The sequence below is a fragment of the Kitasatospora sp. NPDC059577 genome, from assembly GCF_042735475.1.
In the GTDB taxonomy this organism is placed as follows: Bacteria; Actinomycetota; Actinomycetes; order Streptomycetales; family Streptomycetaceae; genus Kitasatospora.
Genome location: NZ_JBHWBZ010000006.1, coordinates 174,908 through 199,216 on the forward strand (window position 1 = coordinate 174,908; position 24,309 = coordinate 199,216).

Sequence of the window (24,309 nt, forward strand, 5' to 3'; positions counted from 1 at the left end):
GACCCGCGCGCGCGCCCCCCCCCGACCGCGGACTCCCCCCCGCCCGTCCCCCCCCCGCCCCGCCGCGGGGGGGGGGGGCCCCCCGCGGCCGCCCCCCCCCCCCCCGGCGGCGGGTGGGGGTCGGCCTGCTCCTTGCCGGTGCCTTGCCGAAGGTGGTGTCCGGCGCGGAGTGGTGTTCTCGTCGGACGCCACGTCGGCTGGAGCGTGAGCGTGGCGGGCTGTGCCCGGGCAGTCCGGCCCGGCAAGGCCGGAGGCCGGCGGTGCGCCTGTTCCGCCGGACGACCCCGCGGCGGGTCGTGCTGCCCTGGGCGCGCAGCACGGCGTGACGCGCCGACCGAGGCGGTGCTCGGACGGCGCGTCACGACAGCAGGGCGAACGTTGCCCGATGTGCCTAGTGCAGGACGTCGAGGACGTTGTCGGCGTCGTTGACGAAGTAGACCGCGTCGTGGTCGAGGTCCAGTGCGAGGCCGAAGAGGGCGCCCGCGCCGGGCGGGGTGCCTTCGCTGTTGATCGTCTTGGTCGCCACCTGACGTCCGGCCCTGGTGGTCTCGACGATGTTGCCGTCCCCGCCGTTGACCGTGAGGATGTCGCCCCGGGGCGTGATGGCCATGCCCAGCGGGGCGTTGAGGTTGCCGCCGGAGGTGACGAGCCGTCCGGTGCCGGCGCTGTCCGTGCGGGTGATCGCGTCCGGGATGGCGGTGATCCGGCTCCGTACGGTGTCGGCGACGTAGAGCGTGCCGTCGTGCAGGCCGACCCCGGTCGGGCCGACGACGAGGGCCGCCGGGTCCGTCCGCTCGGGGAAGCCGGAGCCGATCTCGGTGAAGGCCATCGGGACCGGCGGCTCGTCGCCCTCGGTGCACAGGCTGATCCGCAGGACGGTGCCCTGGTCGACCTCCGCGCCGCCGCCGGCGACCGTCCCGTTGAGCACGTTCGTCACGAACAGCTCGCTGCGCCCGTCGGAGCTGACGGCGGTCATGTCCCACGGCCCGTTGATGGCGTCGTTCGCGATGGTCTCGCGGACCGTCCCGTGCTTGTCGAGGACGAGCAGGCAGCCTGCCTGGGCGGTGGCGGACGTGCCGTCCGAGGTGGGGAGGCTGCCGACCACGACCCAGCCGCCGGGCAGGACGGTCAGCGCCGTGGTGAGGCCGACCCCGCCGGGGCAGGGGCCGGGCAGGGCGCCCGGGTCGATCGTGGCGAAGGTGCTCAGGGTGCCGTCCGGGGCGACCTGGACCAGGGTGGTGCCGGTGCCCTGGAGGTTCGCCGAGTCGTTGAAGTTGCTGACCAGGACGTTGCCCCGGCGCAGGCGGCCGGCGTTCTCGCGGATCGTGAACGTGCCGTACGGGTTCACGTCGCCGTTGGCGGGGACGGTGGACCCGACGAGGGACACGGTGTTCAGCCGGTCGAGGAAGGGCCGCGGCTCGGCGGCGCCGGCCGGGGTCGCGGCGCCCGGGGTCGCGGCTCCGGCCGGGGTCGCGCCGGCGGTCAGGCCGACGGTCAGCGCGACGGCTGCCAGCGCGCTCGGACATGCCCGAAGTCTCATGTGCAGTGCCTCCTGGAGACGGGCCCGGACGGGATCGTCCCGGCCCGTGGAAGTGCTCGGATCGCCCCCAGGACGCCACGCTAGGCACGCACCACCGCACCCCGCTCGACGACGTACACCGAATGCCGGGCGCCCGGGTGACGGCCGCGCCGGGCGTGCGGCCTCCCGGGCGAGGCGGGTGCGGATCGCCCCGGACGGGCCCGCGCTCACCGCCGTCTCGACGGCCGCCAGGGCGCGGACCTCGGCGAGGATCGTGGGGACGGCGTCGACCGAGCCGGAGCCCGGGACGGGCAGGCCCGGCGCCGGCGGGTTCGCGGCCGTCCTGCCCGGGGTCGTCGGGCGCGGGAGCTTCCCGCTGCCCGGCAGCAGGACGGACATCGGCGGGTCGCTCACCGGATGCGGTGTCCGCGAGACGCGCGAGGAGGCCGGCGTCGGCGTCGAGATCACCGGGGTCGTCGGCACCTGCACCGACCCCCGCCGGGTGTTCGCCCACGACGACGGGGAGGTCCGCCAGGGGTTTTCGATCTGCTTCCTCGGGCGCCCGGTCGGCGGGGAGTTGCGGGTGTCCGAGGAGTCCCACGAGGTGGCGTGGTTCATCCCGGCCGAGACGGACGGGCTGCCGGTGCCTGTGCCTGTGCCGGTGCCGGTGCCGGTGCCGGTGAGCATCCGCAGGCGGCCGGCCGACCGGCGCTCCGGGGGGATCCCCGCCACACATGCGCCGGCCAAGGTGGTTGCGAGGCCGGTCAGTGGTCGTGGGCGGTCAGCGAGCGGGTGACGGGACGGGTCGCCCGGTGGTGGGGTCGTGCCGGATCGCGCAGGTCGTCGCCGACAGCCGCTGACCGGCCCTGGCCGTCGAGGTGATCGGCGGCCGCATCCCCTGGCGCGGCACCGGCACCGCCCGCGGCATCCACGACGCACACTGCCGGCCGGGCGCGCCGAGGACCGCCCGGGACGGGAAGGTCCAGCGACTCTACGAGGCCTGGGGCTACCGGGCGTTCACCACCCGGCGGCCCTCACCGCACTCGCCCCGACCGACCGCCGTGATCCGCCCGACCCGCTGAACTCCCCCACCCACCGGGCGAAACCGCCCGTGGAGGCCGCCGGACGGAGGCTGCGCAGGAAGTCGGCGGGTCCGACTTCCTGTGCGCGGCGGGCCGGGGGCAGCACCGAATCTGTCACGGTGTCAGGGCAGTTGTCGCGAAAGCCCGTTGTGCGCGTGATCGCCGTGGTACGTTCCGTGAGCAAACTGAAAACAGGCGACCCCGGCGGTGCTACCAACACCCCGGGGTCCGGCACCAGGAGCCAACACTCCCCATGCGCGTTCATCGTAGCGCCCACGTGCGCGACTTCACCGTGTTGCCCAACGGCATGCTGCAGGACCGGCGGCTGTCCTACACCGCGCGCGGCCTGCTCGCGGACCTGCTCTCCCGCCCCGACGGCCGGCGCGAGGACGGCCGACAGATGGCCGACACCAGCCCCCAGGGGCGCGGCGCGGTCCGCAAGGCCCTCAAGGAGCTGACCGCCGCCGGTTTCTACCGGGTCGAGAAGGTCCGTCTGCCCGACGGCACGATCGTCACCGAGACCCACGTGTACGACACCCCGCAGCTCGCGCCGCCGAGTGCCACCCGTCCGGTGCCCGGTGGAGCGGCCACCGGCGGTGCTGACGCCCTTTCAAAGAACCGGTGGAAAGAACCACCCTCCCTCCCCCCGCGGCAGGCCGAACGACCGCCGCCCGCACCTCCCGGGGAGGAAACCGACGGGCAGCTGTGCGAGGCGGTGGCCACGCTGTTCCGGGTGGTCCGCCCCGAGCCGCGCCTGCGCCTGGGCGAGGCCGAGGCGCGGGAACTCGCGCCCCTGGTCGCGCAGTGGCTGGAGCGCGGCAGCAGCGCCGCCGACCTCGCCCGGGCCCTGCTGCCGGGCCTGCCCGTTCCGATGCACTCGGCGGTCGCGGTGCTCCGCCACCGCCTGGAGCGCAAGCTGCCACCGCCCGTCCGGGCCGCCGGGCAGCCCCCTGCGGCCCGGTACACCGAGTGCGCCCGCTGCCACGACCCGGTCCCCGAACCCGGTGTCTGCCGCCCCTGCGCAGGCCTTCCACCCCGCCCGGTCGGAGTCGGCGGGGGCGGGGCGGCTGCCCGTTCCGGGGCCGCCCGGGCCCGGGCGGCCCTGCGGGCCGGGACGACGGCCGGCATGCCCCTGGACGGCCTCGCCGCCGCCTGACGGCCGGATGCCGCCCCGGGAGCGGGTGGACCGGCCCCGGGGCTCGCCACGGAGGCCAAGGAAAAGGCCTGCCCCCTCGGGGGGCCTGCCGCTCAGTCCGCCCGCAGGAGGATCCGCGAGACGTGGATCTGCGGCGGGTCCGAGTCCTCGTTCACCGCGTACTCCACCAGCCCCGGATCCCGGCGCAGCGGCGCCGAGTGCATCCGGGGGCTGATGAGGATCCCGGAGAACGGCCAGGACTACTCACGCTTCCCCGCTCGCTCCGGTGTTCAACCGAGTGGGGCGTTTCGGTGAGCGCCGAGGTCCCGGCCCCTGGCTCCTTCTTGATGCCGTGCCCCGCCAGGGCCGGAGCTCGCGCGGATCGCAGCGGCCTGCCGCGAAGTGGGGTAGGGGCTGCTGGGCGGGCCTCTGAGCTGGGCGGTAGGCTCCGCGCGATCATCGTCGGCCCGCGCGGGCCGGCCGAGCTGTGCGGGGGTTCTCCGATGACGTTCCGACTGCGTGCCCTGCGGGCGGTGGTGCTGCTGGGCGGCTTCCACCTGATGGGTGCGGGCCTGCTGGCGGCAATGGCCGTACTCGACTGGCTGCTGGTGACGCGGCTGCTCACCGAGCAGGCGGCCTGGTTCGAGGGAACCGTGCTGGCCGTCACCCTGTTCCTTGCGGTGGCTATCATCCGGGGCACGGTCGCCTCGCTGCGCGCAGGAAGGCTCGGCCCGGTGCCGGGGGCCGTGGCGGTCACGCTGCAGGAGCAGCCGGAGCTGTGGGAGGAGGTCCGCGCCGCCGCCCGGGCAGCGGGGGAACGTGCGCCGGAGGAGCTGTTCCTGGTCGGAGAGGTCAACGCGAGCGTCGCCGAGCAGAGCCGTCTCCTGGGGCTGCTGCCCGGACGGCGCCGGATTTCCCTGGGGCTGCCGCTGCTGGCCGGGCTGAGCGTCCCGCAACTGCGTGCCGTCCTCGCGCACGAGTTCGGACACTTCGGCCACGGGGACACCCGGCTCGGCGGCCTCACGATGCGTGGCCGGGCGGCGGTCGTGCACACCGTCCGGGCGTTCGAAGCCGGTGGCACCTGGCTGCACCACCCGGTAGGGCGCCTCTACGCGGCGTACGCCCGGATGTTCCTACGGGCTTCGCAGTCGGTCGCCCGTCAGCAGGAGCTCGTGGCTGACCAGGTGGCCGCCCGGCACGCCGGCCGCGAGGCGGTGGCCGCCGCGCTGCGCGTCACCTGGGTGCTCGAAGCCGCGCACCGCCACTACCTGGCGACGTACGCCGCCCTGGGTGCGCCGCTGGGGGCGCTGCCGCCGGTGGGCGAGGTAAGCGGCGGCTTCCGTCGACTGCTCGCCGCCCGGACTGCGGAGCAACTCGCTGGGCTCGCCACCGGGAGCCGCCCGGCGCGCCCGCACCCGTACGACTCCCACCCGCCGACCGCGGAGCGAATCGCCTTGATCGAGGCGCTGCCACCTGGCGGCGTCGACCGGCCGGACGGCCCGGACGCGCTGAGCTTGCTGCGCGAGCCGGACCAGCTGTTCGCGGTGCTAGAGGCGCGCACGCTGCCACCGGAGGCTTCGGCGATGCGGCGAATCAGCTGGGACGGGCTCGTCATGGCCCGAGCGGTCGCCGATGCCGAGGGCTGGTCCCGCCCCCTGCGCCTCGCGGTGGCCAGGACGCTGCGCTCCTCGGAGCCGGACGGAGAACTGCCCGGGCTGGAGGAGGTACTCGACGCCTTCGACCGTGGTCTGCTGTGGCCGGAGGTGGCCGACCGGATGCCGAAGCCGCCCCAGGCGGCGCGGCTGACCGGGCAGTCGGCCCGCAACTTCGTCCGGCCCAGGGTCTTTGACGCGCTCGCGGGCCTGGTCCACCTCCGCCTGGTCGCCGTCGGGCAGGCCACGGCGGACATCGCGTGGGCAGGACGGCCCGGGCTGGCGCTGCCCGGGGCGTGGGAGGAGGGTATGGACGACGCCCTCGACGCTGCCACCGCCGACGCGCCCGACACCGTACCCCTGCGAGCCCTGCTCGCCTCGCAAGCCCCAGCGCCTTCCGCATGACGGTGTCGGTGACTTCAGCGAATACGGCGGCCTCTCCCGAATGGCATCCGTCTGCAGGTCAGCGCGCCACAGGGTGGGGAATCGCGTGAGCAGGTCCGAGGAACACCCGAGCCTGTGGTGGGGAAATCCAGGGAGTCTCATCAGGCGGTCCGGCACCGGCATGCTCAGGTGTGGAAAGGGGTTCTTGCGCAGGTCGACGAGGAACGCCACCACTGCGGAGGCACGTCGGCCGGCGTGCCCGGGTCGTCGAGGAACTCCTCGACGGCGGGGAGAGGGTGAGTGGGTCGTGCTCGTCGTCCGGGAAGTCGCCGTGGTCGCTCACCGGGCCCCGAGGCGGCGCAGGACCGCAGAGGCAGAGGTGCCGGGGGCCGCGCCGGCTTGGACGGCCGCGTGGATCCGGTCGCCTTCCGGGTCGCGGTCAAGCTCCGCACGCAGCCACCACCGCTTCAGCGCACCGCTGATCGTTTCGACGTCGGCCTCCCCCATCTCCCGGTAGAACTCCGTCCGCTGGGCCGGGGGCAGAGCGGCGGCGACGGCGTCCTGGGTACGCGGGATGGGCTGGTGGCCGTCGTGGTGGCCGTGCCGGGGCGCTGCGCTCACAGTCTCTCCGGGCGTCTCGTGCGGGCGGGACCGTTACCGGTGTCCCCGTCGGGGGTTCCTGGCGGTCCCCGGGGACTTCCGGTACCCGATGAGCCGCCGGTCGGCCTCCCCGGGGTCGGAGCGCGGCTTCCGGTGCGCGTGCCGGTCGCGCCCGCTCTTGTGTCCTCCGACCTGCCGGATCCGGCGGGTGGGGACCCCGCGCTCGCGGGGAGATCCGGGCAGCGCACCGGGTCGGCTGCAGTCCGGGACCGGGCGCGCTTCGGCGATCACGGTGCGCAGCGTGGCTGCGTCCGCACTGGTGAAGGTGGCGGCCCCGGCGTCGGGGAGGGCTTGGCGCAGGAGGTCCGTGTCGGCACTGTGCGGCTCGATGGCGTTGTCGGGCGCGGGGCCTGCTCGGGCATGGACCGGGCTTCTGTGGTCGGTTTCTCCTGGCCGCGCCGCACCGCCCGGCCCCGGCGCGAAAAAGGTGGAAGAGGTGACCTCGGGGGCGCCCGGAACGGCCCCTTGTGCGGCCTCGGCGGGGGCGTGGCCCTGCCCCGGGGGTGGTTCGCGACTGCCGGGGCGGGGGCCTTCGGGAGGGCGGTTCACAGGGCCGTCCACGCCTTCGTCAAACCGGCTCTGACCTGGCATTATTCCGAAACTCGCCTAGGCTGTGGAGTTCTGCCGGCCACCTTCGGAGGGGACACTGTGAGCCAGGGGAACAACACGTACGACGCCGTCCACATCGAGGTGCTGGAGGGGTGGGAAGCCGTCCGCAAGCGGCCCGGGATGTACATCGGCTCGACGGGTGAACGAGGCCTGCAGCACATGGTGTTCGAGGTCGTCGACCGGGCGGTGAACGAGATCCTGGCCGGGTGTGCGGGCCGCGTCGAGGTCACGCTCACGTCCGACGGCGGCGTGCGCGTCGAGGACGACGGCCCGGGCGTTCCCGTCCACGAGAGCGGGGACGCCGGCAATCCCGGCCTCGAAACCCTTCTGACCCGCATCGGGACCAGGACCGGGCCCGGCGGCCGTCACGACGTGGCGCTCGGCGGTGTCGGGCCCTCCGTCATCAACGCCCTGTCGCGCCGGATGACGGCCGAGGTCCGGCGCGAGGGGACCCGCTGGGTGCGGGAGTACGCGCGCGGGGTGGCGGTCACCCCGCTCACCGAGGCGGGGCCGGCGGCCGGGAGCCCCGGAAGCGGCACCACCCTCACCTTCTGGCGCGACACCGACATCTTCGGGACCGCCGAGTACTCGTTCGACGGGCTGGCGGAGCGGTTCAGGGAACTGGCGCTGCTGAACCGCGGCGTGGACATCTCGCTGACGGACGAGCGCCGCCCGGGCGAGGACCGGTCGGGCGAGGGCCGGTCGGTTCGCTTCCGGTTCCCCGGCGGGGTGCGGGACTTCGTCGCCCTGCTCGACGCCGAGGAGCCGGCACCCGACCCCGCAAAGGCGGCGGGCGCGGGCCCGGGCGCGGGCCCGGGCGCGGACGCGGGCCCGGGCGCGGACGCGGGCACGGACATCATCGCCTTCGAGGGCGAGGACCCGCGGATGGCGGGGACGGTGGAGCTGGCCTTCCGCTGGCGCGGCTGCGGTGCGGAGCGGATCCGGAGCTTCGTCAACAGCCGTCCCATCGAGGGCGGTTCGCACGTGGTCGGCTTCCGTGACGGGGTGGTGGCCGCGGTCACCGCCTACGCGAGGAAGCGACTGCTGCTGACCGCGGCGGACCCTGGCCCCACTCCCGAGCAGGTCGGCGCGGGCCTGACGGCGGTCGTGTCGGTGAAGCTGGACCGGCCCGAGTTCGAGGGTTCCAGGCGCGACTGGCTGGGCAACGCCGCCGTGCGCACCTGTGTCGGCGAGGCCGTCCGGGAGCAGCTGGATGCCTGGCTGGAGGGGCACCCGGAGCAGGCGGCCGCTGTCGTCGGCCGGATCGTCCGGGGCGGCTGAGCCCCCGGCTCCCCGGCCCCGCTGCCTCCCACGGGGTGGCGGGGGCCGGGGTGCGGGTGCGTCAGGCCGGGTGGAGGCCCGGGTTGCCGGCTTCGGTGGTGAAGGAGGCGGCGGTGGACAGGGTGCCGCCGGGGCGGGTGATGTGGGAGACGACGCGGTGGTCGGCGCGGGCCCGGTGGCGGTCCAGGGTGACGACGGTGTAGCCGCGGCGGCCGTCGTAGAACTTCATGTGCGGGTTGGCGGCCATGAGGGTGGTCCAGTTGGACGGCTTCTGCTCGCCGTCGCCGTCGCTGCTGATCGAGGTGCCGACGAACTCCACGCCCACCGTGCGGGAGTCGGGGTCGTCGAAGTCGCGCTTGACGTCCAGGGCGTAGGCCACGTGGACGTCGCCGGTGAGCAGCACCAGGTTCTTGACGCCGGACCGGTCGACGGCCTTGAGGAAGCGTTCGCGGGCGGCCGGGTAGCCGTCCCAGGCGTCCATGGAGAGTTTGGAGGGCCCGGCGGTGGTGTTCCTGCGGCGGGAGAAGACGACCTGCTGCGGTACCACGTTCCAGGTGGCCCGGGAGCGGCGCAGGCCTTCGGCGAACCAGCGTTCCTGGGCGGCGCCCATCAGGGTGCGTGCGGGGGCGTCGGATTCGGGGGTGGGGTACTGCCAGCCGTCGCCGTTGGCCTGGTCGTCGCGGTACTGGCGGGTGTCGAGGATGTCGAACTGGGCGAGTCGTCCGAAGTGGACGCGCCGGTAGAGGGTCAGGTCGGTGCCGCGCGGCCGGGGCATGCGCAGCGGCTGGTTCTCCCAGTAGGCGCGGTAGGCGGCGGCGCGGCGGGCGACGAAGGGGGCCGGGTCCTGGTTCTTCTCGGGGATGCCGGCGGCGTAGTTGTTCTCCACCTCGTGGTCGTCCCAGGTGACGTACCAGGGGTGGGCGGCGTGCGCGGCCTGCAGGTCGGGGTCGTTCTTGTAGAGGGAGTAGCGCAGCCGGTAGTCCTCCAGGGTGGTGGTCTCGTGGTTGTGGTGGGCCGGCAGGGTGCGGTCGGTGTAGTGGCGGTCGCCACCGGCGGCGTCGATGCCGTATTCGTAGATGTAGTCGCCGACGTGGAAGACGGCGTCGACGTCCTCGGTCGCGAGGTGGCGGTAGGCGGTGAAGTAGCCGTCCTCGTAGGCCTGGCAGGAGACGAGGGCGAGGCTGGCGCTGTCGGGCCGGTGGCCGCGGGGGGCGGTGGTGCGGGTGCGGCCGGTGGGGCTGGCCCAGGGGCCGACGGTGAAGCGGTACCAGTAGGTGCGGGCGGGGTCGAGGCCGTCGACGTCGACGTGCACGGCGTAGCTGAACTCGGCGTGGGCGCGGGCGCTGCCGCGCTGTTCGACGCGGCGGAAGCGTTCGTCGCGGGCGATCTCCCAGCCGACGCGCACCGAGCCGGCGGGTGGCAGGCCGGCGCCGGGTTCCAGCGGGCGCGGGGCCAGGCGGGTCCACAGGACGACGGATTCGGGGGTCGGGTCGCCGGAGGCCACGCCGAGGGTGAAGGGGTCGTCGCCGATGGCGCGGGGGGTGAGTTCGGCGTCGGCGGCGTGCGCGGAGGGGAGGTTGACGCCGAAGGCGAGGGCTGCGGCGGCGGAGGTGACGGTCAGGAAGCGGCGGCGGTCGAGGCGGGCGGCGGCTTCGCGCAGCAGCCGGTCGGGGGTGGGGCGGTCGGCGGGGCGGGTCATGGGGGTGGCCTTTCGCTGCTCGGTGCTCGGTGCTCGGTGCTCCGGGGGTGTGCGAAGGGAATTGGAGTGGACCGCCCGGTCCTGCGGGGGTCGGGATTCCGGCAGCGGGGTGATCATCGGGTGGGAGGCCCGTGAAGGTCCGACGTATCGTCACGAACCATGAGGAACCGGGGTCTTCGGGTGCGGAACGGCGTCGTGTCGGTGCTGTGCGGACGCCGGAGCCGGCGCCGGAACCGTTCTGCTCCGCCCGTGGTGGCGGCGGTGTGGCATCCGTGCCATGGGTGGGTCACGTCCCCAGCAGGCGGGCGAAGCGTTCCAGGGCCCGGTCGGCGCGGTCGCGGTCGCCGGTGGTGGTGAGGTCGAAGAGCAGGCCGCGCAGGACGGCCATGACCAGGGTGGGGGTGGCGGTGTCGTCCTCGCCGTCGGCGACGTCGCGGAAGGCGGCGCTGAGGGTGTCGAACCAGTCGGTGATCGCGCGGGCGCGGTCCGGGTAGTGCTCGGGGTGGGCGAGCCCGTCGGCGTGGACCTCGAAGAACAGCCGGACGAACGGGGCGCGTTCGGGCGCGCTCAGCCAGGTCCAGATGCCGCGCAGCCGTTGCGCGGGCGTGCCCGTTCCCGGTGGCGGGCAGCCGGTCAGGCGGGCCGCGCCGCGGCGGCGGGCCTCGGCGAGGACGGCGGCGACCAGTTCCTGCTTGCTGCCGAAGTCGTAGAGCAGCATGCGCGGGCTGGTGTCGAGGGCGGCGGCCAGGGGGCGCAGGCTGAGTCCGGCCAGGCCGTGGGCGAGGACGTGGTCGGTCGCCCGGGCCAGGGTGCGTTCGCGGCGGGCGGGGTCGGCGGGTCGTGCCACGGTGGCCGGTCCTTTCTGCGGGGGCCCGATGATGCCTGGTCGGTTTCGGGCGGGACTGCCGGACGGGTTTATGGTACGACTGTTTCAAGAATGGTCGAAAACGGCGGGGCCGCCGTGACGAAGGGGGAAGCCATGCGGAACGAGAGCGTTGTGACGGACAGTCACGGAGACGGGAACGGAGACGGGCACGGCATCGGGCGGGCTCTGGTGCTCGGACCGGGGGGCCGGCCGGGCGCCGCGTGGACGGCCGGGCTGGCGGCCGGGCTGCGCGGAGCCGGGGTGGACCTGGGCGCGGCGGACCTGACGGTCGGCACCTCGGCCGGGGCGATCGTGGCCGCGCTGCTGGCCGGAGGGCAGGACCTGGAGCGCCTGGTGGACCCGGCCCGGCGCCCCGCAGCCGCCCCGGCCCCCGCCACTCCCCCGGCCCCCGCAGCCGCCCCGGCCCCTGCGGTTCCCCCGGCCTCCGCGGCCGCTGCGGCTCCCGCCCGCCGGCCCGGTCCGGCCGTCACGGGCGAGGTGTTCGCCGTGCTCGGCCAGGGCCTGGACCCGGCCGAGGCGCGCCGCCGGGTCGGGGCCATCGCGCTGGCGAGCGCCGACGCCGGGGCCGAACGCGACCTGCTGGGCCGCCGCGAGGCCCTGATCGGCACGCCCGCCTGGCCGGAGCGGCGCCTGCTGGTGACCGCCGTCGACGCGGTGGACGGCGAGCCCCTGGTGCTCGGCGCCGGCGACGGTGTGCCGCTGCTGCGGGCGGTGGCCGCCTCCAGCGCCTTCCCGGGGACGGAGGTGCCCGTCACGCTGCCCGGGGGCCGCCGCGGCATGGACGGCGCGCTGCGCGCGGGCGCCAACGCCGACCTGGCCGCCGGGGCCCGCGCGCTGGTCGTGGTCGAGCCGCTGGCGCACCGCCACCCGCCCACCGATCTCACGCCCTGGCCGTCGGCCGTGGCGCTCGCGCCCGACGCCGGGGCGCGGGCGGTGCTGGACTCCGAGCGGGCGGACTGGGACACCTGGGTCGGCGCGTACCGGGAGGGCGTGCGCCAGGGCGGCGAAGCGGCCGACCGGGTGCGCGCCGTCTGGGGATCCGTCTGACCCGCGACCCCCGTGCCTGACCGAGCGTCGGATCCTCGGGTTTTCAGACGACTTCGAGGTTGGCCATCATCCCCATGTCCTCGTGCTCGGCGTTGTGGCAGTGGAAGAGGTAGCGGCCGCGGTAGCCGTCGAAGCGGGTGATGATCTCCGCGGACTCCCCGGGGCGCAGCGAGACGGTGTCCTTGAGGCCGGCGTCGTGGGGCAGCGGGGGGCGGCCGCCGCGGGTGAGGACGCGGAAGCCGGTCAGGTGCAGGTGGACGGGGTGGTGGACGTCTGCGACCAGGCGCCAGACCTCGGTGTCGCCGAGGCCGACGGTGACGTCGGTGCGGGCGGGGTCGAAGGGCTTGCCGCCGATGAGCCAGCCGTGGCCGCCGTTCATGCGTCCGGCGCGGAAGGAGAAGTCGCGGACGCGGACGGCGTCCTGGCGGCGCCAGTCGGGAAGGTCGGTGGCGAGAACGGGCGGGATCCGGCTGTCGTCGGCGGCGGGGCGGGCGACACGGAAGGCCATCACGTCGCGGGTGCGCCCGGTGCCGAGGCGGTTGACGATGCGGACCAGGCCGCCGGTCGGGACGGGGGCGAAGTCGATGACGACGTCGTGGCGTTCGGCGGGGGCCATCGGCAGGGTGCGGTGGGTGACGGGGGCGGCGAGCAGGCCCTGGTCGGAGCCGATCTGGACGAGGTCGAGGCGGCGTCCGTCGTCGGTGACCGCCTCCAGTGCGTAGTGGCGGGCGTTGGAGGCGTTGAGCAGGCGCAGCCGGTGGCGGGCGGCGTCGGTCTCGTGGACGGGCCAGGGGGCGCCGTTGACGAGGATGACGTCGCCGAGGACGCCGGCGAGGTAGGGCTCGCGCACGCCGGGGCGTTCGCGCAGGGTGGGGTCGAGGGACGGGTAGTGGAGGCTGCCGTCGGCGGTGAAGGCGCGGTCGGTGATCATCAGGGGCAGTTCGCGGGGGCCGGCGGGCAGGCCGAGGGAGTCCTCGGTGTCGTCGCGCACGATGTGCAGGCCGGCGAGGCCGCGCCAGATCGCGGGGGCGGTGAAGTCCATGCGGTGGTCGTGGTACCAGAGCAGGGCGGGGCGCTGGTCGTTGGGGAAGGTGTAGTCGCGGGTGAGGCGGCTGGTGACGGCGCGCGGGTCGGCCATGCCCTGGGCGTCCCGGGCCATGCCGGGCATGCCCGCCATGGCGTGCGCATCCGGTCCGGCGGCGGGGTCGGGCCAGGCGGCGGGCAGCACGAGGTCGGTGGGGTAGCCGTCGGAGGCGGCCGGGGTGCGTCCGCCGTGCAGGTGGACGACGGTGGGCACCGGCAGCTCGTTGCGGTGCGTCACGGTGACGGGGCGGCCGCGGCGGGACTCGATCGTGGGGCCGGGGAAGGTGCCGCCGTACGTCCACAGGCGGGTGCGCAGGCCGGGCAGGATCTCGGCGCTCACCTCGCGCTGGGTGATCTCGTAGCGGTCGGCGGCGCCGTCGGTGGCGACGGGCCTGAGCACGGCGGGCAGGGGCAGCGGGGTCCGGAACGGGGGCGGCAGCGCGGCGGTGCTGCGCAGTTCGGCGCCGGTGGCGGCGGGACGGCGGGCGAGGGCGGCGGCGGAGGCCAGTCCGGCGGTGGTGAGCAGGCCGAAGGCGCCTCCGATGCCGAGGATCTGACGTCGGGTCAGGCCGAGCGGGCGAGGGTCGGAGGGGCCGGGGGCGGCGGTGCGGGTCTCGAAGTCCTCAGGCATGGTCGGCCTCCGGCTCCGGTCCGGTCTGCTGTGTCGGCCCGGTCTGCTGCGCCTGCTCCGGTCCGGTCCGGCGTTTCGGGGTGCGCGGCGGCAGTGGGGTGCGCCAGAGGGCGACGGCGAGGACGACGATCCCGGTGACGGTGGCCACCCCCAGCGGCAGGTGCAGCCACAGCGCGCCGCGCAGCCCGGCGACGTACTGCACGGTCTCGGCCGCGACCACGGCCAGCGTGGCGAGCAGCGGCCAGGAGCGGCGCAGCCGTACCCGGACCACGACGGCCGCGATCAGCTGGAGGTAGCCGAGCGAGGTGACGGCGTCGGCGCCGGCGGCGTGCCAGCCCAGGCCGTCGAAGTCGCCGCTGAGGTAGACCCCGGCGAACACGGGCTGGCCGGAGACGGCGACGGTGTGGGCGGTGACCAGGGCCCGCAGTGTCCAGCCGGCGGGCCCGGTCCGCTCCCCCGTGGCGGACCGGGCCGGTGTGCCCGGACGGGACCTGTCGGCTGCGATGGCCATGGCGCGCGTCCTTCCTCGCTCTGCTCGGGCCGCGCTGTTCCCGGTGCGCGGCCTGCCCATGACGCTATGACCCGCCGGTTATCGTGTCTAAGATCAATAGTGCTATGGCGTTATGCCGCAGAGGACATGGCAGCTGGGGGCGACCGGTGGACCTGAACACGCTCACCCAGTTCCTGGCGGTGGCGCGGCTGGAGCACCTGAGCCGCGCCGCCGAGGAACTGCGCGTCGCCCAGCCGTCGTTGAGCCGCAGCATCGCCCGGCTGGAGGCGGAGCTCGGCGCGCCACTGTTCGACCGGGGCGGGCGGCTGCGCCTCAACGAGGCCGGGCGGGTGTTCCGCGGCCACGTCGAGCGCTCGCTCGGCGAACTGGCGGCCGGACGGCGGGCGGTGGCCGAGGCCGCGGGGCGGGGCCTGGGCACGGTGCGGCTGGCGTCGGAGACCTTCCTGGCCTTCAGCGGGCCGCTGGCCGCGTTCAAGCGGGCCCACCCCGAGGTGGAGATCGAGCTGCACCAGCTGTCCGCCGAGGAGATGGGCCGCCGGCTGCGGGCCCGGGAGATCGACCTCGCCGTGGCCTCCCAGCCGATCGCCGCCGAGGGCCTGGAATCCGTCCTGCTGCTGGACGAGGAGGTCGGACTGGCCGTCGCCCTCGGGCACCCGCTGGCCACCCGCGCCGCGGTCGGCATCGACGACCTCGCCGACCAGCCGTTCATCGCCGCCCGGCCCGGGCACTGGCAACGGCGGCTGCTGGAGCGGCTGTTCGCCGGGCGCGGCCTGGTGCCGCGGATCGTCTGCGAGGGCGACGAGGCGGGCACCATCGCCGAGCTCATCAGCGCGGGCCTGGGCATCGGCCTGGTGCCCGCCATCGCCCGGCGCACCGCCACCCGCCTGCCGCTGACCTGGGTCGCCGTCGACAGCCCCGACTGCCGGCGCGCCCTCACCCTCTCCTGGGGCGCGGGCGGGCGCCTGCCCACCGCCGCCCGCCTGCTGCGCGACGCCGTCGCCGCCTGGGACTGGACGGGCGGCGGACCGGCCTGACGACGACGGCGGCGGCCGGGCCTGACGGCGGGCAGCGGGCGGGGGCGGCCGGCGGCCCCCGCCTCGGACCGTGCGGGTACGAGCGGTTTGGCCCACAATGGGAGGAGAAACAGGACAGAGAGTGACGCAGAGTTAACGCAACCGGCACGCGGTTCCCCGTCCCGTGGCCTGTGTCCTCGTGAGTTCCGGCATGCCGCAGGAGCACTGACAGGTCGACGGTGCGGCGCGGTCGCGGCCTCCGGCCGGTGACGCCGCCGTCCGGCACGCCCTCCGGCGGGCCGGGGACGGCACACCCCGGGGAACGCGTACCCTGCGCAACCGTCGCCGACGCGAAAGCGGACAGGAACCGCTCCAGGAGCACCCGAGGTTGACATGGCCGGCAAGAACTCCGAACCCGGTGGGCCCAGCGGTATCGGCGACCGCCCACAGGACGACTTCGTGGCGAGGAACCTGTCCGACCCGACCGAACGGCCCCCCAGGACGCTCACGCTCAGTGGCCTGCTCGGCGACAGCGACCGCACCGGCTTCCGGCGCCTGTACTTCAACAAACAGCTCGACTACTACGCCGAGTTCGCCTCCGCCGACGTCCTGTCGGCGGAGGACGTCGGCAGCGACCAGCCACCCTTCGTCGGCCTCGACGCCACCAAGGTGACCCTGCGTCGCGACGCCACCGTCCACTTCACCCAGGTGGCATCCGCCACCCCCGTCGACGAGTTCGACCTCGACCTGCGACTCGGGCAACCGCGCCGCACGGGGACGGTACCGACGACCCTGCCCGGGCCGGAGACCTTGCCGGGACCGACCTTGGACGGCTGCCGCACCGACCTCGGCTGCATCACCGACTTCGACTGTCCGACGGAGTTCAACACCGGCTGCAGGCACACATGCCAGTGCACCGCGGACACGGCGTGCGTCACCTTCGACAGCACGTGCCGGTGCACCGCGGACGCGAGGTGCGCCACCGCAGCGTGCCCCACCATCGAGGTCACCTGCCAGTGCACCGCGGACGCGGCGTGCGCCCGTATCGGCGTCACGGGCCGGTGCACCGCGAACGCGGCGTGCGCCACCATCTTCGACACGTGCGGGTGCACCGCGGACGCGTGCGTCACCCGTGCCGGGGCCACCTGCGCCACCTGCGCGGGCGCCACATGCCACACCTGCGACCGGGCCACCTGCGCCATCTGCGCGGTCGTCACCAGCCACACCTGCTTCGACACCTGCGACCCGAACGTCTTCACCTGCGGGCCGAACCCGCAGTGCAGGGTCTGACGACATCCGGCACGCTGTGGAAGCGGAGCAGGAACCTCACCAGTAGCACCCGAGGCCGAAATGACCGGCAAGAACTCCGAACCCGGTGGGACCAGCGGCATCGGCGACCGCCCACAGGACGACTTCGTGACGAGGAACCTGTCCGACCCCTCCGACCGCCCGCCCAGAACGCTCACACTCAGTGGCCTGCTCGGCGACAGCGACCGCACCGGATTCCGACGCCTGTACTTCAACAAGCAGCTCGACTACTACGCCGAGTTCGCCTCCGCCGACGTCCTGTCGGCGGAGGACGTCGGCAGCGACCAGCCGCCCTTCGTCGGACTCGACGCCACCAAGGTGACCCTGCGTCGCGACGCCACCGTCCACTTCACCCAGGTCGCCCAGGCCACCCCCGTCGACGAGTTCGACCTCGACCTCCGGCTGGGGCAGCCGCGACCGACGGGGATGGTTCCCCGCGGACCGGAGACCTTCCCGGGGCCGACGTTGCGCGGCTGTCGCACCGAATTCGTCTGCGCCACCGACTTCGGCTGTCCGACGGAGTTCAACACCGGCTGCAGGCCGCACACCTGCCAGTGCACCGCGGACACGGCGTGCGTCACCTTCGACAGCACCTGCCGGTGCACCGCGGACGCGGCGTGCGCCACCGCGGCGTGCGCCACCGTCGGCCCCGAGACGCGTCAGTTCACCGCGAACGCGGAGTGCGCTACCCAGACCACCTGCCTCACCTGCGGCGAGGCCACCTGCGCCACCTGCGCGGGCGCCACCTGCCGCACCTGCGACGGAGCCACCTGCGCCACCTGCGCGGGCGCCACCTGCCGCACCTGCGACCAGGCCACCTGCGACACCTGCCACGGCACCACCTGCCGTACCTGCGACACCTGCAACCCGCACGTGTTCACCTGCGGGCCGAACCCGCAGTGCAGGGTCTGACAGCGTGGAGACAGAGCAGGAACCGCTCCAGTAGCACCCGAGGTTGACATGGCCGACAAGAAATCCGGATCCGGTGGGACCGGCGGTATCGGCGACCGCCCACAGGACGACTTCGTGGCGAGGAACCTGTCCGACCCGTCCGAACGACCGCCCAGGACGCTCACGCTCAGCGGCCTGCTCGGCGACAGCGACCGCACCGGGTTCCGACGCCTGTACTTCAACAAGCAGCTCGACTACTACGCCGAGTTCGCCTCCGCCGACGTCCTGTCGGCGGAAACCGTCGACAGCGACCGGCCGCCCTTCGTCGGACTCGACGCGACGAAAGTCACCCTGCGTCGCGACGCCACCGTCCACTTCACCCGGGTCGCCCAGGCCACCCCCGTCGACGAGTTCGACCTCGACCTGCGACTCGGGCCGCGCCGGGCCGGGACGGTGCCCACGAAGCAGCCCGCCGAGCCGCAGACCTGGGAGGCCGAGTGCCCCGGGCCGACGTTCGGCGACTGTGTCACCGAATTCGCCTGCGCCACCGACGTCGACTGTCCGACGGCGATCACCGTCTGCAAGCCTCGCACGTGCCACGTCACCGAGAACGGCACGTGCGAGACCTGTGTCGGCGCCACCTGCGAGAACACCTGCTTCCAGCAGACCTGCGCCACCTGCGGCGAGAACACCTGCGTCACGTGCGGCGGGGCCACCTGCCGTACCTGCGACCGGGCCGCCACGTGCGTCACCTGCATCACCTGCGCCACCTGCCGCGAGGCCACGTGCGTCACCTGCCGCGGGCAGACCTGCGTCACCTGCGACCGGGCCACCTGCGACACCTGCCACGGCACCACCTGCCGTACCTGCGACACCTGCAACCCGCACGTGTTCACCTGCGGGCCGAACCCGCAGTGCAGGGTCTGACAGCGTGGAGACGGAGCAGGAACCGCTCCAGTAGCACCCGAGGTTGACATGGCCGACAAGAAATCCGGATCCGGTGGGCCCAGCGGTATCGGCGACCGCCCACAGGACGACTTCGTGGCGAGGAACCTGTCCGACCCGTCCGAACGACCGCCCAGGACGCTCACGCTCAGCGGCCTGCTCGGCGACAGCGACCGCACCGGGTTCCGACGCCTGTACTTCAACAAGCAGCTCGACTACTACGCCGAGTTCGCCTCCGCCGACGTCCTGTCGGCGGAAACCGTCGACAGCGACCGGCCGCCCTTCGTCGGACTCGACGCGACGAAAGTCACCCTGCGTCGCGACGCCACCGTCCACTTCACCCAGGTCGCCCAGGCCACCCCCGTCGACGAGTTCGACCTCGACCTGCGACTGGGGCCGCGCCGACCGGGTGCGCCCCAGGGACCGGCCACCCTGCCGGGGCCGACCTTCGACGGCTGTCGCACCGAATTCGGCTGTCCGACGGAATTCAACACCGGCTGCAGGCCGCACACCTGCCAGTGCACGGACGCGGGGTGCGTGACCTTCGACGCCACGTGCCGCTGCACCGCGAACCCGGCGTGCGTGACCTTCGACGCCACGTGCCGCTGCACCGCGGGCCCGGTGTGCGGCACCGTCGCCACCTTCCGCTGCACCGTCGGCGTGGAGTGCGGCAACGTCGACACCTTCCGTTGCACCGCGGGCCCGGCGTGCGGCACCGTCGACACCCTGCGCTGCACCGGCCCGGCGTGCGGCACCTTCCCCACGCTCACCGAGGTCCCCGGCGAAGCGCCCCGGATCCAAACGGGCGCTCCCTGCCTCACCGAGTTCGCCCACACGTGCCAGACCTGCCCCGGTGACACCTGCAGCACCTGTGACGACTCCACCTGCAACACCTGCCACGGCGCCACCTGCCACGACGCCACCTGCCACGGCGCCACCTGCCAAGGCGCCACCTGCCACGACGCCACCTGCCAGGGCGCCACCTGCCACACCTGCGTCACCTGCCACACCTGTGCCACCTGCGCCACCTGCGCCGTGTGCCAGACCCGCTCCACCTGCAACCCGGACGTGCTCACCTGCGGACCGAACCCGCAATGCACAGCCTGAGAATCCGGCGCACCGTGGAGACGGAGCAGGAACCGCTCCAGCAGCACCCCGGAGGTTGACATGGCGGACAGGAACTCCGGATCCGGTGGGCCCCGCGGTACCGGCGACCGCCCACAGGACGACGTCGTGGCGAGGAACCCGTCCGACCCGTCCGGACGGTCGCCCGGGACGCCGACGCTCAGCGGCCTGCTCGACGACGACCGCTTCACCCACCGTGGACACAGCGTGTGTGGACACAGCGTGTGCAGGACCGGCGTATGCAACCGATGACGACACCCCGCACGACGCCGGCAGCAACGGCGACGGCAGCAACAGGAAACGGCGGCTGGGCGCCGCGGCTGGGGCCGGCGGCGGGGGAGCGCGCGCTCGAAGCCGCCCGGCTGATCGCCGACCGGGCCACCAGCCCGCCACGGGTACGGGCCGCGATCGAACTCGCCGCCCGGCAGACCTCGTTCCCCGGCTCGGTGCACTGGGACCCGGTGTCGCTGGCGCAGGGGGACACCGGCCAGGCGCTCCTCTGCGCCCAGCTGCACCGCTGCTTCCCCGCCGAGGGCTGGGACCGCGCCGGGCACGCGCACCTCGCGAGCGCGGTGACCGCGCTGGAGCGGCGCGGCGGCGCCGGGCCGAGCCTGTTCGGCGGGCTGAGCGGCCTGGCGTTCTGCGCGGCGGTGCTGGGTGAGGGCCGCGGCTACCGGCGCCTGCGCCAGGTGCTCGACGCCCCGATCGCGGCGGCGAGCCTGTCCGGGGCGGCGGAACTGCGCGGGCGCAGCGGCGTGCCGGTGTCGACGTTCGACCTCATCTCGGGCCTGAGCGGCATCGCCACCCACCTGCTGCCCGCCGGGCCGGACCGCCCGGCGCACCCGGCGCTGGCGCAGGTGCTGCGTGCCTTGGTCGGCCTGGCCCGCCCCGACGGGAGCCCGCCCGCCTGGTACACCCCGGCGGCGCTGCTGCACGACGAGGAGCAGGCCCGCGCCTATCCGCTCGGCAACCTCAACTGCGGTCTGGCGCACGGCATCCCGGGCCCGCTGGCGCTGCTGGCGCTGGCCGCGCGCAGCGGCGTCGAGGTCGAGGGTCTGGAGGCGGCCGTGCGCGGGCTGGCCGGGTGGCTGCTGGCGCACCGGGCGGACGATGCGGCCGGGCCGAACTGGCCGGCCGTCGTCCCGCTGGTCGACGGCGGCCCGGGGCTGCGTGAGGGCCGGGCGGGCTTCGCCACCCGCAGTGCGTGGTGCTACGGCAGTCCGGGGATCGCCAGGGCGCTGTGGCTGGCGGGCAGCGCGCTCGGCGACGACGGGCTGTGCGGCGCGGCGGTGCGGGCGATGGAGGCGGTCTACCGCCGGCCCGTGTCCGAGCGCCACATCGACTCCCCGACGTTCTGCCACGGCGTGGCAGGTCTCCTCCAGGTGACGCTGCGCTTCGCCGACGACACCGGGTTGCCCGTGTTCACGGAGGCCGCCGCCGGTCTCACGGAGCAGATCCTGGCGCACGTCGACCCGGCGCGGCCGATGGGGATCGCGACGCTGGAGCCTGCGGGCAACCGTGTCGACCAGCCCGGGTTCCTCGACGGGGCGGCCGGGGTCGCCCTCGTCCTGCTGGCGGCGGCGACGGACCGGGAGCCGGTGTGGGACCGCGCGGTGGCGCTGTCATGACGCCCGCCCCGGACCCCGCCGGCAACACGGCCGCGCCGCGGCGCCGCGGCCGCGGTCCGCTCTACGAACCGGCGCCGTGGCTGATCGTCCGCACCCCCGTGCTGCCGGCCCGCGGGCCGGGCGCCGCCGCCCCGGGCGACCCGCGCGCCGCCCTCGCCGACCCGCGTGTGCTCCGGGCCCTGGCCGTCGCCAGCCCCGACCTGCTCGACGCCCTGCAGCGCCCCGGGGCGAGCGCGCGCGACGCCGCGCGGGCCGAGCTGAAACTGGCCCGCTACCTGATCCGGATGAGCACCCGGCCCACCCCGTACGGGGCGTTCGCCGCCGTGTCCCTCGCGGGCTGGGGCGAGCGCACCACGCTGTCCGTGCGCAACGACGCCGACCGCATCCGCACCCGTCCCGACATGGGCTGGCTGACCGAGCTGTGCCTCGCCCTGGAGCAGGACCCCGCCGCCCGCGCCGACAGCCGCTGGACGGCCGGCGCCCTCGCCGTGGAGCGCCACGGACGGATCGCCCCGGCCGACGGCACGGGTGCCGGGAGCGGCGGCTCGGTGCGCCTGACCGGCGCCGTCCGCGAGGCGCTGCGCGCCGCCCGCCCACCCCTGCCGTACGGGGTGCTGCGCCGGCGCCTGCTGGAGCGCACGGGCGGCAGCGCCGAGCAGGTGGAGCGGCTGCTCGCCGAGCTGTGGCGCCAGCGTCTGCTGGTCACCGACCTGCGGGCCGCACTCACCACCGCCGACCCGGCCGAGGAGCTGCGGGGCCGTCTCGCCGAGCGCCCCGCCTGCGCCGCCACCGCCGCTCTGCTCGGCGGCCTGCTCGCCGAGATGGCCGACCTCGACGGCGCTGCGGCGGAGGAGGCGCCGAAGCGGGCCCGTGCCATCGCCAGGCGTGCCGAGTCCGTGCACCCGGCGGGCGGGTCGGCGTTCCAGACCGACATGGCGCGGCCGTTGGGCGGTGACCGGCTCGCCGCCCGCGTCGGCGAGGACTGCGCCCGGGCGGCCGAGCTGCTCCTGCGCCTGTCGCCGCAGCCGCTGGGCAGTGTCGAACTGGCGGCCCACCGCGTCGCGTTCGCCCAGCACTACGGCTACGACCGGGAGGTGCCGCTGCTGGAGCTGCTGGACGAGCACACCGGGATCGGCCCGCTCTCGCACGCGCACGGCGCCCGTTCCGCGCTGGCGCCCGACGTGGCCGCCCGGCGTGCGAACGCGCTCACCGACCTGGCCCTGGGGGCCCTGCGGGACGAGCGGCGCGTGGTCGAGCTGACCGACTCCCTGCTCGCCGACCTCCAGACCCTCGATCCCGCGGCCGCCCCCGTAGCCGCGCCGCTGTCGCTGGAGCTGTCCGCCTTCGTCGCCGCCGCCTCCCGCCAGGCCGTGGACCACGGGGACTTCCTGCTGGTCGTCGGCCCCAACCTGGGCGCCAGCAGCGCCGGTCGCTCGCTGGGGCGGTTCGCCGACCTCCTCGCGCCGCAGGGCCCGGCGGCGCTGCGCGCCCTGGGCGAGGCCGAGGACCGGGCCCGCCCCGGCGGCGCGCTGCCCGCCGAGGTCGTCTACCTGCCCGCGAACCACCGGATGGCGAACGTCGTCGTGCGCCCCGCCGTGGCCGGGTACGAGATCGTCCTCGACGTGCCCGCGGGGGTGCCCGCCGAGCGGGTCGTGCCGCTGGACGACATCGTGGTCGGCATCCGCCGCGACCGCTACCGGCTGCGGTCGCGGCGCTTGGACGCCGAGCTGCGCCCGACCGCGCGGCACATGCTCAACACCCACCAGGCGCCCGCGGTCTGCCGGTTCCTGGACGAGGTGGCCCGTGACGGCTCGCCCGAGTTCGCGCCCTTCGACTGGGGTCCGGCGGCCGGCTTCCCGTTCCTGCCCAGGGTGCAGTGCGGCCGGATCGTGCTCGCCCCCGCCCGGTGGCTGCTGCGCCCCGCCGCCGAGGGCGTCGACGCCGACGGCGGGGGGCGGGCGGGCGACGCCGGGTCCTTCGCCGCCCACGTGGCCGCCTGGCGCACCGAGTGGTCCGTCCCGGCGCGTCTGTACCTGACCATGGCCGACAACCGGCTGCTGCTCGACCTCGACGACCCCGGCCAGGTCGAGCAGCTGCGTGCCGAGGCCCGCAGCAGCCGCGCCGGGCTGCTGCTCCAGGAGGCGCTGCCCGACACCGCCGACGCGTGGGTGCCCGGCACGGACGGCGTGTTCATGAGCGAGCTCGTCGCCCCGCTCGTCCTGCGCCCGCAGCCGGCCGCGCAGGCCGTACCGCAGCCGGAGCCCGCGGTGGCGCGGGCGGAGCCCGCCGCGCCCGTACCCGTCCGGGACCGGGTGCGCCTGCCGGGCAGCGACTGGCTGTTCGCCAAGTTCTACGGCGACCGCGACCAGGAGAACGCCCTGCTGGCCGGGCCCCTGCGGCGGCTGTGCGAGATGGCCGAGGTCTCCGGGCTCGCGCACCAGTGGTTCTTCATCCGGTACACGGACCCCGACCCGCACCTGCGCCTGCGCTTCAAGGGCGAGCAGGAGGCCCTGACCCGGCACCTGCTCCCGGAGGTCGCCCGCCTCGCCGCCGAACTCACCGACCAGGGCCTGCTCTCCCGGCTGGTCATCGACACCTACGAGCGCGAACTCGAACGCTACGGCGGCTCGCAGGGGACCGACGTCAGCGAGGAGGTCTTCTGTGCCGACAGCCGGGCGGTGATGCGGCTGCTCGCCGAGACCGGAGCGGACTCCCCCGCCTCCCCCGCCTCGCCCGCCTCCCCCGTCGACGGCGACCTGACCGAGCTGGCCGCCGTGAGCACCGACGACCTGCTCGCCGGGCTCGGCCTCGACGCCGGGGAGCGCCTGCACTGGTACACCGACCAGGCCCGGCAGTTCTACGGCTCCGCCCGCCGCCAGGCCGGCGAGGACTACCGGGTGCGCCAGCGGCGCCTGCGCGCCCTGCTCGGCAGCCCGCAGGGGCCGGACCTGCTGGGCGGCGCGGTGCAGGAGATCCTGGCGCAGCGGCGCGACGCGCTGGCCGGGGCCGTCGAGCGGCTGTCCGCGCTGGAGGCCGCCGGGGACCTGTCCACCGACCGCGAGCGGCTGCTCGGCAGCTACGTCCACCTGCACTGCAACCGGCTGCTGGCCGAACGGCGCCCGGCGGAGGGGCTGCTGGTCCAGCTGCTCCAGCGCACCCGCAAGGGCCTGAGCGTGGAGCCGGCCCCCGCCCGTGCCCGCGGCCGCCCCTGACGAAGGGT

General features: G+C 75.0%; 18 protein-coding genes. 12 read left to right on the top strand and 6 right to left on the bottom strand.

The genetic code is table 11. The annotated features are described in order from the left end of the window. Positions 1-391 precede the first annotated feature (391 nt). A complete protein-coding gene (locus tag ACFV0O_RS08590; protein WP_380338150.1) occupies positions 392-1,540 on the bottom strand; it encodes a hypothetical protein in 1,149 nt (382 codons plus the stop codon). A 178-nt stretch (positions 1,541-1,718) separates the two neighbouring features. Here ACFV0O_RS08590 and ACFV0O_RS08595 point away from each other — a divergent pair, with 178 nt between their 5' ends. The 3 genes from ACFV0O_RS08595 (at position 1,719) to ACFV0O_RS08605 (ending at position 5,793) form a co-directional block, all read left to right on the top strand. Next, positions 1,719-2,315, top strand: coding sequence for an NUDIX domain-containing protein (locus ACFV0O_RS08595; protein ID WP_380338153.1), 597 nt, complete (start codon positions 1,719-1,721; stop codon positions 2,313-2,315). Positions 2,316-2,854: 539 nt separating this feature from the next. After that, complete coding sequence (locus tag ACFV0O_RS08600) at positions 2,855-3,757, top strand: hypothetical protein (protein WP_380338156.1); 903 nt, start codon at positions 2,855-2,857, stop codon at positions 3,755-3,757. A gap of 482 nt (positions 3,758-4,239) precedes the next feature. Then, on the top strand, positions 4,240-5,793 hold the full coding sequence (locus ACFV0O_RS08605; protein WP_380338158.1) for a M48 family metalloprotease: 1,554 nt from the start codon (positions 4,240-4,242) through the stop codon (positions 5,791-5,793). Between the two features lie 318 nt (positions 5,794-6,111). Here the strand turns inward: ACFV0O_RS08605 and ACFV0O_RS08610 are convergent, their stop codons facing one another. Beyond that, positions 6,112-6,393: a hypothetical protein gene (locus ACFV0O_RS08610; RefSeq protein WP_380338160.1), complete on the bottom strand. Its 282-nt coding sequence runs from the start codon at positions 6,391-6,393 to the stop codon at positions 6,112-6,114. Positions 6,394-7,080: 687 nt separating this feature from the next. Here ACFV0O_RS08610 and ACFV0O_RS08615 point away from each other — a divergent pair. Next, entirely contained in the window at positions 7,081-8,322 is a 1,242-nt protein-coding gene (locus tag ACFV0O_RS08615; RefSeq protein WP_380338163.1) for an ATP-binding protein, read from the top strand. A 61-nt stretch (positions 8,323-8,383) separates the two neighbouring features. Here the strand turns inward: ACFV0O_RS08615 and ACFV0O_RS08620 are convergent, their stop codons facing one another. Further along, complete coding sequence (locus tag ACFV0O_RS08620; protein ID WP_380338166.1) at positions 8,384-10,021, bottom strand: alkaline phosphatase D family protein; 1,638 nt, start codon at positions 10,019-10,021, stop codon at positions 8,384-8,386. 286 nt (positions 10,022-10,307) lie between these two features. Continuing rightward, positions 10,308-10,868 carry a TetR family transcriptional regulator gene (locus ACFV0O_RS08625; protein ID WP_380338168.1) on the bottom strand — a complete coding sequence of 187 codons (561 nt, stop codon included), beginning with the start codon at positions 10,866-10,868 and terminating at the stop codon, positions 10,308-10,310. 150 nt (positions 10,869-11,018) lie between these two features. On the opposite strand from ACFV0O_RS08625, the gene ACFV0O_RS08630 reads away from it, so the two are divergent. Next, entirely contained in the window at positions 11,019-11,954 is a 936-nt protein-coding gene (locus ACFV0O_RS08630) for a patatin-like phospholipase family protein (RefSeq protein ID WP_380338171.1), read from the top strand. A 43-nt stretch (positions 11,955-11,997) separates the two neighbouring features. On the opposite strand, the gene ACFV0O_RS08635 is transcribed toward ACFV0O_RS08630, so the two are convergent. Continuing rightward, positions 11,998-13,668, bottom strand: a complete 1,671-nt coding sequence (locus ACFV0O_RS08635; protein ID WP_380338173.1) for a multicopper oxidase family protein — start codon at positions 13,666-13,668, stop codon at positions 11,998-12,000. Continuing rightward, positions 13,661-14,179, bottom strand: coding sequence for a hypothetical protein (locus ACFV0O_RS08640; RefSeq protein WP_380338175.1), 519 nt, complete (start codon positions 14,177-14,179; stop codon positions 13,661-13,663). The genes ACFV0O_RS08635 and ACFV0O_RS08640 overlap by 8 nt, the downstream gene beginning before the upstream one ends. Positions 14,180-14,325: 146 nt before the next feature. Between ACFV0O_RS08640 and ACFV0O_RS08645 the strand changes: the two genes are divergently transcribed. The 7 genes from ACFV0O_RS08645 (at position 14,326) to ACFV0O_RS08675 (ending at position 24,301) form a co-directional block, all read left to right on the top strand. Then, on the top strand, positions 14,326-15,213 hold the full coding sequence (locus ACFV0O_RS08645; protein WP_380338177.1) for a LysR family transcriptional regulator: 888 nt from the start codon (positions 14,326-14,328) through the stop codon (positions 15,211-15,213). A 372-nt stretch (positions 15,214-15,585) separates the two neighbouring features. Further along, positions 15,586-16,482 (top strand): hypothetical protein, encoded by an 897-nt coding sequence (locus tag ACFV0O_RS08650; protein ID WP_380338180.1) that lies wholly within the window; start codon positions 15,586-15,588, stop codon positions 16,480-16,482. A 60-nt stretch (positions 16,483-16,542) separates the two neighbouring features. Next, entirely contained in the window at positions 16,543-17,412 is an 870-nt protein-coding gene (locus ACFV0O_RS08655; RefSeq protein WP_380338182.1) for a hypothetical protein, read from the top strand. A 48-nt stretch (positions 17,413-17,460) separates the two neighbouring features. After that, on the top strand, positions 17,461-18,318 hold the full coding sequence (locus tag ACFV0O_RS08660; RefSeq protein WP_380338185.1) for a hypothetical protein: 858 nt from the start codon (positions 17,461-17,463) through the stop codon (positions 18,316-18,318). A 48-nt stretch (positions 18,319-18,366) separates the two neighbouring features. Beyond that, positions 18,367-19,443 carry a hypothetical protein gene (locus ACFV0O_RS08665; protein ID WP_380338187.1) on the top strand — a complete coding sequence of 359 codons (1,077 nt, stop codon included), beginning with the start codon at positions 18,367-18,369 and terminating at the stop codon, positions 19,441-19,443. Between the two features lie 266 nt (positions 19,444-19,709). Beyond that, positions 19,710-21,089, top strand: a complete 1,380-nt coding sequence (locus ACFV0O_RS08670; RefSeq protein ID WP_380338190.1) for a lanthionine synthetase C family protein — start codon at positions 19,710-19,712, stop codon at positions 21,087-21,089. After that, the gene (locus ACFV0O_RS08675; protein WP_380338193.1) at positions 21,086-24,301 is read left to right on the top strand and encodes a lantibiotic dehydratase; all 3,216 of its coding nucleotides are present in this window, start codon (positions 21,086-21,088) and stop codon (positions 24,299-24,301) included. The genes ACFV0O_RS08670 and ACFV0O_RS08675 overlap by 4 nt, the downstream gene beginning before the upstream one ends. Positions 24,302-24,309 lie beyond the last annotated feature (8 nt).